The organism is Wujia sp. (genome assembly GCF_056872695.1).
Genome location: NZ_DBMFCD010000015.1, coordinates 38,191 through 50,465, shown reverse-complemented (window position 1 = coordinate 50,465; position 12,275 = coordinate 38,191). Strand labels below are relative to the sequence as shown.

Below are 12,275 nucleotides of genomic sequence, written 5' to 3'. Positions count from 1 at the left end.
TTTCGGATTCTGAAGAAAAAAAGTCAGCATTTTCAACTCCGTTTTTGTCAGACTGATTTCACGACTCTTTATCAGGACTTTCATTTCTCCTGTGATAAATACGATATCTCCCGAAATCATCTTTCCGGCTTCCGTTTTCTCCTGTCTGCGACGGAAATATGCTTCTATTTTCAAAAGAAGTACCGAAAGACTAAACGGCTTTGTAATATAATCATCTGCCCCTGCTTCATATCCCATAACCTGATCCATCTCCTGATCTAGTGCTGTAAGGCAGATAATGTATGTATTATAATTGCATCTCATCCACCTTACCAATTCCAGTCCATTCCTATCCTGAAGATTCACATCACAAATGGTAATATCCACATGATTATCACTTGCAATTCTTTTCGCTTTTTTCACTGATTCTGCTGAAAATACCTCATATCCGGATTTTTTCAGTGAAAATGTAATCCCACGATTTAAATTTTCATCATCTTCAACCACGAGTATACCTGGCATAGCATATGCACCTCTCTTTATTAACTATATATTTCCATCGGTAAGCTTCGTCTATTTGTGTTGCCATGTCATTACATAATCTTTTTCTCCGGTAGCCTCATCGAAACCACTATGCTGAATCTCAAATCCTTCTCTCTTATAAAAGGATATTGCCCGTGCGTTCTTTTGGTATACGTTCAAGAGCAACTTATTCCTTTTATCCTTTGCATAATTCAGCAGAATTTTACCTATACCTTGCGATTGCATTTCACCAGAAACAAAAATGCCCTCAACATATTCATCATTTAATCCTATAAAGCCTTGTATTTCTGTATCACACTCATACACATAAACCTCTGCTAGTGACAGTGCTTCTTTTACTGATTTGAAATTGCCTTTCCAGTATTCGGCGGGGATAAAATTATGTGCCTTTATATTTGTATCCAACCATATATCTGCTACTTTATTTATATCATCCATTTGAAATTCTCTAATCATAACGGTGACTCTCCATAAACTTCATTTTCCTATGCATGTTTTCCATTTCAAAACTCTTCGTCTTCATCGATTTCTTCATCCGGTTGAATCTCACAAACAAATTCAATATTTCTTTTGCCGAATACATCTGTCAGATAAGTAATCTCTTCTTCATTCATTGTAAAAAATGGCCATTCATTCTCGCTGACAGTTATTTTCTCCTGTTCTGTTGTCGTTACCTCCAAAGTGATAACGTTCATGCTTCCCTTCACTGTTTCAAACAGTCTTGTCAATTGTACCTTTGCCAGATCCAGCACAGTCAACTTTCCACCATATACAGATACAAGGAAGCTCTTTGTCAAATAAATTCTAAAATCATTTAACCAAAGAGCGTCCGGCTGATTACATTCTTCGTCAATCTGCTCTGCCAATGGATGTCTGTATTTTTCAATCGCACGCACCTGTGTTAATACAAGCAAAATTCCAATCAATATTAAGATGCCTCCGATATCCAGATTCACAAAATATCCTTCCTTGAGTATTTTTCCATAGGTAAGCTTCGTCATACGTATAGCAATAAATTTGTGATTGATATACTCACTTACTATTTTTTTTACATTCTCGTCAATCACAACTTTCGTCATACCTTCCACTCTTGCCGTACCGTTCTCTTCCACTCTCTGCTTCAAATCTACGAACTGTTCCGGTTGCATCTCAACAATATAGCTTTCCTCAGCGGTTGTTACAAGGTAATATCCTTCATATTTATTTTCCGCCAACTTCTCCGGTACCCGAATAATATCAATATATGCTGTCTGATTCGCAGGATTAGATTCTTCCTGTAATACCTGCTCAAATGGTCGGACACACTCCATCTTTCTCTTTGTCTGAATCAATCCAAATCCCACCAATAATATTCCTATCACTAAGAGGATCATTCCAATTGTCCGCCCTATTTGATTTAATTTGTATTCTTCTTTTATATGCTTATTTGTATATTTCATGTCATGTATCCTCCTACACTTGATTTTTCAGTCCGGCAAAACGGAATTATAAATACTTCATATATTGTCGCTCCTTCAAACTTCGATTGTTAAACTTAATTCATTTATTATACCATATATCGGCAGCTTTGCATATCCATATCTTATGTCATATTTCTGCGATACAAAAGAACTAATTTATGAAAACGTGCGACACTGTTGCACGTTTTCATAAATCTAGCATATTAAATACAGCTATCATTCCTCACAAACTCCATATATAATACCCTCGCACCGGCTGCTTGATCACGTTTCGCCGTTCCAGCTCATACAACACACTGATTGTCGTCGATACACCAAGTCTTGCCTGTGCGATCACATCATCCACATGTACCGGATCTAAGCCTAGAAGGTCATATACGGTCCGTTCTGCGGTTGTCAGGTTATCCCGTGTTTCACTTTGTTTTTCAGCACTACCGGATGCAGCACCGCTAACATCATCCATATTCAGGCGTTCCTCCCCCCACAGATCAAGCAGGATATCCTTCGGTCTTGTCACGCACATCGCACCCATCTGAATCAGGTGGTTTGTACCCTCACTGAATGCATCTAATACTCTGCCCGGCAGAGCGTACACCTGTTTTCCCTGATCAAGTGCCAGATCTGCTGTAATCAGAGAACCGCTTTTCTTCTTGGCACAGGATACTAAAACACCATCCGACAGTCCGCTAATGATCCGGTTTCTGAGCGGGAACTGAAACGCAAGCGGCGGTACATCCAGACAATATTCGGACAGAATCAATCCCCGTTCTTCAATCTGCGCGAATAATTCGATATTCTCGCGCGGATATGTGACATTGATCCCGCAGCCAAGCACTGCAATCGTATAGCCACCTGCTTCCAGACAGCCGCGATGTGCCTGACCATCGATACCCCTGGCCAGTCCACTCACAATCTGGATTCCCGCCTTCGCAAGCTCCCTCGCAAAGATACGTGTCGTTTCTTTACAGTATGTATCTGCATTGCGTGCACCCACAATCGCAACCGACTGATTATAATAATTGATGCTCTCCCGAATTTTGCCACGCGCAAATAAAATCTCCGGTTTATCGTAGATATTTGTAAGCTTCTCCGGGTATAACGGATGCCCCGGATATAAGATCCGGATGTTTCGTTCCTTTAATCGTCCGTATACTTCATCCAGATAATTTGAATTTTTGCGAAGTAAAAGCGTCTGATATTCCGCCGGTTCAAATTGCTTCGCCAGCTCCTTCTCAAGCTCCGGTACCGATTGCTCCATAGCCTGCTCGGCCGTACCGTACCGTAGAATCAAATAATATTTTACTTTTGATGATATCTCATGATTTCCATATAGCCAAAGCCTTGCCATCTCACTTCTAGTTTCCATACAGAACCCCCTTTGCAAATACATCCTGATTGCGGTAAAATGCCGCTTCCTGCAGATGTGCATTTTCAATCTCTTCACTGCCAGCCAGATCCGCGATTGTGCGGGCAAGCTTCAAGACGCGGTGCACACCTCGCACAGATAATTCCTGTTCTTCAAAAAGCTGAAGCACCAGCCTTTTTCCTTCCTCCGATAACGTGATATATTCCTCCAGATTCTTTCCATCAAGCTGTGAATTAAACAACAGTCCGGTTCCAGCAAACCGTTCCTTCTGCATCTGTCTTGCCTGTTCCACCCGTGCCCGGATTGTCTTTGAAGATTCCGTTTTCTGTTTGGAGAAAAGCACCTCCTGCTTTACGCCTTTAACCTCCATCCGGATATCGATCCGGTCAAGCAACGGTCCGCTTACCTTGCTTTGATAACGGCGGATCTGCTGTTCCGTGCAACTGCATCTACGATAATCCGGGTAGTTTCCACACGGACAAGGATTCATCGCCGCCACAAACATAAAATCCGCTGGGAATTCATACGACGCCTGCACTCTCGATATCCGGATTCTACGGTCTTCCAAAGGCTGGCGCAGCACTTCCAACACGGGTTTGGAAAATTCCGGAAGTTCGTCCAGAAACAGCACCCCATAATGTGCAAAGCTCACCTCCCCTGGTGTCGGAACCCTGCCGCCACCGATCAGTGCATATTCCGAGATTGTGTGATGTGGTGCCCGGAACGGACGTCTGTGTATCAATCCCCCTTCCGGCGGTAACATTCCTCCGACACTGTATATCTTTGTCACTTCCAAACTTTCTTCGAAGCTCATCTGTGGCAGGATCGTCGGCAGACGCTTCGCGAGCATGGATTTCCCTGCGCCGGCAGCACCGGTCAACAACACATTGTGAAATCCTGCCGCAGCAATCTCCATCCCCCGCTTGATGCTTTCCTGTCCTACTACATCAGAAAAATCAATATCATACAGATATTCCGATGTATCCACAGCCGGTTTTCTGACATTCGTATTGTCATATTCTTTTATTCCCTGGATATACTCCATGGTCTCCTGCAGGCTTGAAACACCTATAACCGATATCCCTTGCACCAAAGCAGCCTCCTGCACATTTTCTTTTGGAACAATGCAGCTTGTCATACCTTCTTCTCTGGCGCAGATAACCATCGGAAGAACGCCCGGAATCGCTTTTATCGATCCGTCCAGGCTCAGTTCTCCGAGCACCAACGTCTGTTCCATCGGTAATTCCGCTGTTACGCCAAGTGACAGAAGCACGGCTGTTGCAATCGCAAGGTCATATCCGGAACCATCTTTTCTCATATCTGCCGGGGATAAATTGATTGTGATGCGCTTCGGTGGCAAATGAAAGCCTGAATTCTTAAGCGCAGTCCGCACGCGTTCCGATGCCTCCCTGACAGACGATGACAGATATCCAACCATGGTAAATACAGGCAGACCATCATTCACATCTGCCTCCACATCGATCATCCGTCCGTCCACACCGTGAACCGCACAGCTTTTTACTTTACTAAACATATTCGCTCCCTTCTTCTCCAAGGGCGCTGACCAAGTTTATAGTATAAAAGAAAAGAACATCTGTCAACGAACAAAGTCTGAAACTTTTGTGAACGTTGCAAATGTTCTTTTCTATGATAGGTACCACTATTTATCAATACTTATTTCTTTTTCTGTACACTGTATCCGAATTTGCCAACATAATCACCAAGCGTAAAATACTGTCCGTGGGAATATGCAATCAAATCTGTCTTATTCAGGTCAAACTTTCCTGTCTCATCCATATATTTCTCATCCGCAAGTACGGCTGTTACCTCAGCTAAGAACATATCATGGGAGCCAAGCTCAATTACCTGTGTGACCTTACACTCAATATTGACCGGGCTTTCTTCAATGACAGGTACCGACACTGTCTGTGCCTTGCCCTTCGTCATCTTCATCTCCGCGAATTTATCTACATCTCTGCCTGATTTCACACCACAATAGTCCATCGCATAGCACAGATCCTTCGTCACTAAATTAATGACGAACTCTCCGTTTTTCGTGAGTAATTCATGTGAATATCTTGACTTTCGTACAGAGATCGATACCATCGGTGGATCGGAATTGATGGTTCCCGTCCATGCGATCGTGATAATGTCATCGATTCCTTTTCCATCACCGGTTGTCACCATAACCGCCGGTACCGGATACAACATATTTCCCGGTTTCCAAACCTGTTTTGCCATTTTCTGCCTCCTGTTTTTTTATCTATTCAGGTTAATCAAAATACAATCATTCCGTTATTCCAGCAGACTCCGGATCTCCTGCATCTTGTAGTCCATCGCCGTAATCGTATCTGCGCACTTCTTTAACTCCTTCGCAATAATCTCCGGATGCTTCAGATTGTCCTTCTTATACTTGAGCTTATGATCAAGACTCGCCCAGAAATCCATCGCGATTGTCCGGAACTGCACTTCGACTTTCATATATTTTTTCTCATTTGACAAGAAAATCGGAATTTCCACGATCAGATGCAGACTGCGGTATCCGTTTGGCTTTGGATTCCGTATGTAATCCTTTACACATACAACCCGGATATCGTCCTGCTTTGTCAAAAGCTCTGATACCGTATAGATATCCTCCGGGAACGAACAAATCACACGTACACCTGCGATATCCGTCAGGTTTTCCTCGATATTTTCTATCGAGATTTCCAGACCTTTCCGTTTCATCTTTTCCACAATGCTAAGCGGTTTTTTCAACCGGCACCGGATCGACTCAAACGGATTTCGATTGTACTGTGATGCAAATTCCGTATTCAATACCTTCAGTTTTGTTTCTATCTCCATCAAGGCACACTCATAGTGCATCATAGACTCTATAAATGGCTGCATCGTCTGCAGCACCTTCTCCGGGTTGTCGGAGTTCATCAGAAGCTCCATACTCATATCTGTACTCCCGTTCATGTTACACACCTCTATTCTTACGAATCGTCTTCATAAATAATTCTTTTAATTTCCGGTCATAGTCCCTGCCAATCTTATTCAGCGCTTCATGGCTGACAAATCCGCCTGCCATCGCAGCATGTCCACCACCGGAACCGATTCCATCCAACGCCTGATAGATTAGTTTTCCTGCATCCACATCTTCCCGTTCACTGCGCACAGAGAACTTAATACCATCCGAATTGATTGAATACACAACCGCTACATCCACCACATCCAGCGACAATATAAAATCCGATATAATCGCAACTAAGGAATTCGGACACTCAAACGGAATATAGGTGAATCCAACATAATCGAACACTTCAATATGCTCGATTGCTGCACCATACGCCTTTAAGTCCTGAAACTCTATCGTGGAATTGTACATACTGTTCAGTTTTTCCGTACTGATATAATCGAACAGATATGCCATCATATCCATATCAAACGCAGTTGTCCCGCGCACAAAATCCGCCGTATCCATCTTGATACCATAAGCAAGTGCGGTCGCTACATCCTCATCCATCGGCACACCGCTTGTCTGAAAATACGACGCAACAATACTGGCACACGCACCTACGATCCGGATATCCTCGTACTTGTAATCTTCTGTCTTCACAAACACCGGATGATGATCAATACACGCCACCTCATTGCCCGGAAGATCTGCCGTATTTGCATTCGGTTTCTGACAATCGACATGCACGATATAGTCCTCTGCCTGCATGTCCGGGATATCGTCATACGAATAAATCTCAATTCCGAACGTATCCATCATTTTTCTTGTATTAAACCGGTCAATACTGCCAACATAACAGATTGTTGATGCAATCCCATAATGTTCCAGATACCGCTTCAGACCAAACGCACTCGATATTGCATCCGGATCCGGGAAATTATGTGTCTGTAAATATACTTTATGTCCTCTCAGAAGTTCAACTAAAGCCTTCTGTTTTTCTTCTGCCACTTGCGCCTCCCGTTAACAATCAAAACACAGCAATACATACGCTAATATAAGCATTGCCGTCACTAAAACAAACTCACAAAAACCACTGACAAAATACGAAAGTATCATGCCAATCGCCATAAATAAAATTGAATATCCAAATAATGCCTTCAATGCCGCCTCTTCATCATATTTGTTCTACTACATACTATGAGACAAACGGAGTGAAAAGACGTAATTTCGTTCAAATCCTAGTTATTCTCACTTGCCTGATCAATCGCTTCTTTGATTTCTGGGCTGTCAATATCCACATCTGCTTTCTTACCCATGGCTGTTGCAATCTTATCGACAACCTCTGGAATCATGTCGATCACCTTGCTTACCGTGTCACCCTGCTTGACTGGAATCATCTTCGCATGTCCGTTCTGGATCACAAGTACCGCAGTTGGAGACATCTTACCGCCCATTCCGCCTCCAGCAGAGTTGGAACCGCCGTTTTTGCCAAATGCACCGGCAGCTACACCAAAATTCACATCCACCAATGGTAAAATAATTGTATCGCCTACCTTCGTTGGCTCGCCAACAACTGTCTTCGTTGTAAGCAGGGAATCCATCCCCTGAAATAAAGAACCAACTGTCTGATTAAAATCATTTGCCATCACTCATTACCTCCAATTTCTATATTATCTTACTGATTCATTACTTTCTTTGCAACTTTTAGTGTCCTCCAGATATTGATATTCAAGACAATCCGGAGCAGATATCCAAGCCGGATTCGGCCTTTCAGCTTCACATCCAGTTCCAACACCTTCTGTTCAAAATCCGGCTGCATTGACAGCCCTTTTTGATATACAAACGGCAGTAAGCTCAAATATCCGGTCACCTGCCCGGTCTTGTATGGCTCATCCATGCCGTAATGCACATAGCCCTTTACCTTGCGTGGCAAAATATGTTTCAATGTCCGCGGAATATATTTTTTCAGATATTCACGTGTCTTTACCGTACACGACAGATTCCAGAACTTCTGCAATCGCCGGAACTTTTTCTTCGCAGTCGCTGTCTTTTTCTCGATCTTGTCAGTCACACGCTCTGCGACCTTTCCTGGTGTGTGATTTATCACAAATGTCCAGACTTTCTTAATCTTCTCCCACACCTTCCGGCACAATATCTTCAATCTGCCCGATTGCTTCTTTTCTTCTTCCGACAGATCGTCCGGTTCGTCCAGATCAAAGATTTCATGCTCTGGTGCTTCCTCTGTCTTTGTTTCTATATCATCCTCATTTATGTCTGTCTCTGGAAGTGGTATCGTCGGAATCTCTGTAATAGTCCCATCTGACTCATCCGTTTTCTCCGATTCACTTATTATCTTCTGTGAACTATTTTCTATACTATCCTTTCGCTTTACCGGTTTCTCACAGATTGCATCATCGTCCTCATCCACGTCGATATCATCCCACGCGTCGTCGAATCCCTCATCAGCGAGATGTTCCACCTCACGCTCTGCTTCTTCTGCCTTCTTCTTTCCAAGCCTAAACCATAACAGCCGTATCTCCTGTTTCAGTTTATCCTTCTCCCGGCTCTGGTCATACAACACCCGGACACTTAAGATCAGATACCGTACCTTTGCTTTTGCCTGTAATGTCTTCCCACCCTGATACGAGATATCTGCCTGATACCGGATCGGGCAAAATAAAATCAGCATCACAAGCAAGAGAAGCATTCCTATGATACCAAGGAGGATCCATCCGATTATTTTTAAAATAAGTAACAATACATGCAGCATTCCTTACCTTACTCCTACCTGTGGTTCTTTCACTTCTATCAAAAGAAAAAATCCTCTACCTTCCATTCTTCCCCGGTTTCATCATACATATCCTGTATGATCTGCAATACGAGCTGTTCTGCCACTTCTTTGCCTCTTGCAAAGCCGACAACCCGTATCCGGGAATCCAGCTTCCTATATGGTTTTTGTAACAACTGATTATATGGATAAATCTCCAGCAATCCATCCTGCAATAACGGCAACACGATCACATACAGATTCCGGACAGGCTTATGCCGCCTGATTCTTTTCCTGATCCGTGCCTGTTTTCGCTCTGTAAGATTGTATGTATAACATTTATCAGCAAAAATCACGATTACTCCTCTATCATCTCTGAAATCAGCTTATTACATGCCATAAGTTCGCTGTCATCCTTACAATTCTCAATTACATAATCAAAATAATCCCGGATCTCCTGCTGTGTATTCATGAAGATCGGCATTGCAGCAAGAAGCTTACACATCATACTACGGTAAACCGGTCTCTTCACACTCGAAAACAAATCGCCAAGTTCCTTTACAAGTGCTTCCTTCTTTGCTGTGATATACGCATGATCTGCGGTTTCTGTCTTTCTAGAAACCTTGTCAAGATCAATAAACAAGCTTGTAGAAAGCAGCTTGCTTACCTTATCCAGACGGTCAAATGTCTCTGTCAGTGCAAGGCTTTCAATCTGCTCGGCTTTTCCAACGCGAATCTCATCCAGCACTGCTTCCAATATCACGATAGATTCATACACGCGCTCCTGCACACCTTCGATTGTGAAAAACTCATCCATCACCTCATCCGGTAACTGATCGATCGTCTCTGCCTTTACACACGCCTTGATAATGCGAAGTGCTGCTGCATACCCCGGTACATCTTCTTCGTTCTTCTCATATGCTGCATCAATCGTAAGTAGGATCGTATACACATCATTTATGACTTCCTGTAACAGCATAAACGCTGACACTTCGTTGTTGATGATCGTCGCAGCCTGATTCAGACGCTTCGTCAGATCTTCAAACTCCGGCAGCGTGAGTGCCGCATAATCAGCCTCTGCAAGATCGGTATAAACATGATACAAAAATGGATACTCCGTCTCAAATCCCTTTGGCTTCTTCAAAAGCACTGCACTGCGCAGCATATCAACAAACTCATCCACAGAGGTTGTCTCGCCCTCCTCATAGATATTGAGTGTTGAATTGACAATATCATAAAACTTATTCTTCGTCATACGAACCGGAAGCTGCGCCATCAGAAGCTGTAATTTACTGTTTATAACAACCGTATCATTCTCTGCAAATACATAGGCAAACATCTTCTCAGAAAGCCCTTTTGCATCAACCGGTGCCACTTCATCACGCACGGCAGCCTCCACACGGTTTAACACATACTCATAAATCTCATATGCATCCGTGTAAGCGGTCAGAATATGCATCTTATATTCTACATTGCTACGAAGCTGTGCGATTGCTTCCATAGAATCTTCGTCCACTGCCTCGCGCTTAACCAGATGACGGTCTAACAAGCCTGTCAGAAGTGCAAAATATTTGCAGACATCCGTGTTCTTGTCATCCTGCTCATCACAGACTTCCTTCATCGTGTAATAATTCATGCTTCCTTTTACAGTCGCATAGCAGTTATACTGTCTTCCAAGCAGTTCTGCATATTCTGGAAGTTTCTTGTCTAAGTCTTTGTCTCTCTGTATATCTGTCACTAATTTCTTACATGTTGCTATCATTATATCAGTCTCCTATTTCACATGCTCATGCGTAAATAAATGTTCGTTACAATACTCATAATTTCCGTTACATTTTGAGCAGAACCGAAACTCCAGATCATCGCCATCCCGCTCCGTTCTTCCACAGATTGCACATTTGTGCTTCGTGATGTTCGATGGATATCCCATCTGCTGTGCCTTGTGACGCCGGTCTGCCTCTCCGTTTACCTGTCGAGAGAGATTCTCCACGCGACGATCATAATCCCGTTTTCTTCGTTTCGCTGCCGCCTTGCTGTTCGAGCTTCGCATACCGACACCCCGCCCCATAATCAGGTAGAATATAAAGAAATTCACCAGATACGCAATGATGGAACCACGGTTCAACGTACTTGTGGTTGGCCGCATAAATTCATATGCCATCAATCCCATATCTATAACTGCGACCCAGAAAGCACGGATTGGAATGAAAAACATAAACAACACACGTGCATCCGAATACATCAGTGCAAACGCTAAGAACAATCCATAATCAAAGTAATACATTGCCCATATTCCAACATCCATCATGCCAAGAATGGAACCATTTGCATAATAGTAAATACTGATGCCTAACATGATGACCGTATTCCAGAACCATGCACCAAATATATAAAGGTTAAACATAAATGTTCCCATGGCCTGTTCGATCTGTTGTCCAAACAAAATCAATATAAATATCATCAGTATTCCAACTAAATTCAAATCTCCCGGTGGTGAAAATACCCATGTAAACAACCTCCAGAACTCATGCTGTTCCAAAATCGCATATGGTGAAAAAACAAGCTTGAATGCAAACGTCGGAACAAACGCCCACAAAACATACGAGATTGCCATCACAACCGCAATCTTGATTGGGAGATTGCGGATTGCGAATCTTCCAAATTTTTTTTCTAACTTTGCAAAAAAACTCAAATTAAATTTTCCTCACTTTCACTTTGCATATCAATTCGATATTATACCCTATATACATAAAAAAAGCAATCGCCACGCGCGGATTCTCCGTCTGTGGCAATCACTTTTCTCATACACTTCTATCCCATTTTCACCAATCTGTTTCTATGACTGTTTTTCTTTCTCCGGCGGGATCCGGATGATCGTTCCAAGCGGCACCCGCAGATCGTAAAGCTCCCGGTTATACTGCATCAGATCCGCAATATCCGTATCAAATTCCTGGACTAAACTTCCAAGTGTCTCCCCAACCTTCGCCGTATAATAACGCCTCTCTTCTTCCTCGTACACCTCTGTCGGAATACAGATTTCATCTCCCGGCTGCAGATTATAGACATTGACATATGGATTCTCTTTCAGGATATCAATCAGGCGGACACCATACAGTTTTGATAATTTGTACAGTGTATCTCCGGCAACGACTTTGTGTACCGTTCCCTTGCATTCATGCTCCATACCGCATATCTCCATACTCATTTCTGATTATTTTA

The 12,275-nt window shown here is 43.0% G+C and carries 15 protein-coding genes; all 15 read right to left on the bottom strand.

The annotated features are described in order from the left end of the window. A partial coding sequence (locus ACZQK9_RS12200) for a response regulator transcription factor (RefSeq protein ID WP_483270743.1) occupies positions 1 to 501 on the bottom strand: 501 nt, incomplete at its 3' end. A 51-nt stretch (positions 502 to 552) separates the two neighbouring features. Next, positions 553 to 978: a GNAT family N-acetyltransferase gene (locus ACZQK9_RS12195; protein ID WP_483270742.1), complete on the bottom strand. Its 426-nt coding sequence runs from the start codon at positions 976 to 978 to the stop codon at positions 553 to 555. Between the two features lie 47 nt (positions 979 to 1,025). Further along, entirely contained in the window at positions 1,026 to 1,961 is a 936-nt protein-coding gene (locus tag ACZQK9_RS12190; protein WP_177981705.1) for a hypothetical protein, read from the bottom strand. Between the two features lie 244 nt (positions 1,962 to 2,205). Then, positions 2,206 to 3,348 (bottom strand): DNA-processing protein DprA, encoded by a 1,143-nt coding sequence (gene dprA / locus ACZQK9_RS12185; protein WP_483270741.1) that lies wholly within the window; start codon positions 3,346 to 3,348, stop codon positions 2,206 to 2,208. Beyond that, positions 3,338 to 4,882, bottom strand: a complete 1,545-nt coding sequence (locus ACZQK9_RS12180) for a YifB family Mg chelatase-like AAA ATPase (protein ID WP_483270740.1) — start codon at positions 4,880 to 4,882, stop codon at positions 3,338 to 3,340. Before ACZQK9_RS12180 ends, dprA begins: the two co-directional genes overlap by 11 nt. 140 nt (positions 4,883 to 5,022) lie before the next feature. Beyond that, positions 5,023 to 5,589 (bottom strand): flavin reductase family protein, encoded by a 567-nt coding sequence (locus ACZQK9_RS12175; RefSeq protein ID WP_483270739.1) that lies wholly within the window; start codon positions 5,587 to 5,589, stop codon positions 5,023 to 5,025. 54 nt (positions 5,590 to 5,643) lie between these two features. After that, on the bottom strand, positions 5,644 to 6,309 hold the full coding sequence (locus ACZQK9_RS12170; protein WP_021984462.1) for a GTP pyrophosphokinase: 666 nt from the start codon (positions 6,307 to 6,309) through the stop codon (positions 5,644 to 5,646). A gap of 1 nt (position 6,310) precedes the next feature. Continuing rightward, positions 6,311 to 7,297, bottom strand: coding sequence for a DHH family phosphoesterase (locus tag ACZQK9_RS12165; RefSeq protein ID WP_483270738.1), 987 nt, complete (start codon positions 7,295 to 7,297; stop codon positions 6,311 to 6,313). Positions 7,298 to 7,309: 12 nt separating this feature from the next. Next, entirely contained in the window at positions 7,310 to 7,450 is a 141-nt protein-coding gene (locus ACZQK9_RS12160; RefSeq protein ID WP_178017149.1) for a hypothetical protein, read from the bottom strand. A 77-nt stretch (positions 7,451 to 7,527) separates the two neighbouring features. Beyond that, complete coding sequence (locus ACZQK9_RS12155) at positions 7,528 to 7,935, bottom strand: GerW family sporulation protein (protein WP_021984460.1); 408 nt, start codon at positions 7,933 to 7,935, stop codon at positions 7,528 to 7,530. A gap of 29 nt (positions 7,936 to 7,964) precedes the next feature. After that, on the bottom strand, positions 7,965 to 9,059 hold the full coding sequence (locus ACZQK9_RS12150) for a hypothetical protein (RefSeq protein WP_483270737.1): 1,095 nt from the start codon (positions 9,057 to 9,059) through the stop codon (positions 7,965 to 7,967). A 38-nt stretch (positions 9,060 to 9,097) separates the two neighbouring features. Further along, positions 9,098 to 9,412, bottom strand: coding sequence for a hypothetical protein (locus ACZQK9_RS12145; RefSeq protein ID WP_021984458.1), 315 nt, complete (start codon positions 9,410 to 9,412; stop codon positions 9,098 to 9,100). Between the two features lie 2 nt (positions 9,413 to 9,414). After that, the gene (locus ACZQK9_RS12140; RefSeq protein ID WP_196019762.1) at positions 9,415 to 10,818 is read right to left on the bottom strand and encodes a hypothetical protein; all 1,404 of its coding nucleotides are present in this window, start codon (positions 10,816 to 10,818) and stop codon (positions 9,415 to 9,417) included. A gap of 12 nt (positions 10,819 to 10,830) precedes the next feature. Beyond that, positions 10,831 to 11,748, bottom strand: coding sequence for a hypothetical protein (locus tag ACZQK9_RS12135; RefSeq protein ID WP_483270736.1), 918 nt, complete (start codon positions 11,746 to 11,748; stop codon positions 10,831 to 10,833). A gap of 144 nt (positions 11,749 to 11,892) precedes the next feature. Next, positions 11,893 to 12,240: a LysM peptidoglycan-binding domain-containing protein gene (locus ACZQK9_RS12130; protein WP_483270735.1), complete on the bottom strand. Its 348-nt coding sequence runs from the start codon at positions 12,238 to 12,240 to the stop codon at positions 11,893 to 11,895. Positions 12,241 to 12,275: the final 35 nt, after the last annotated feature.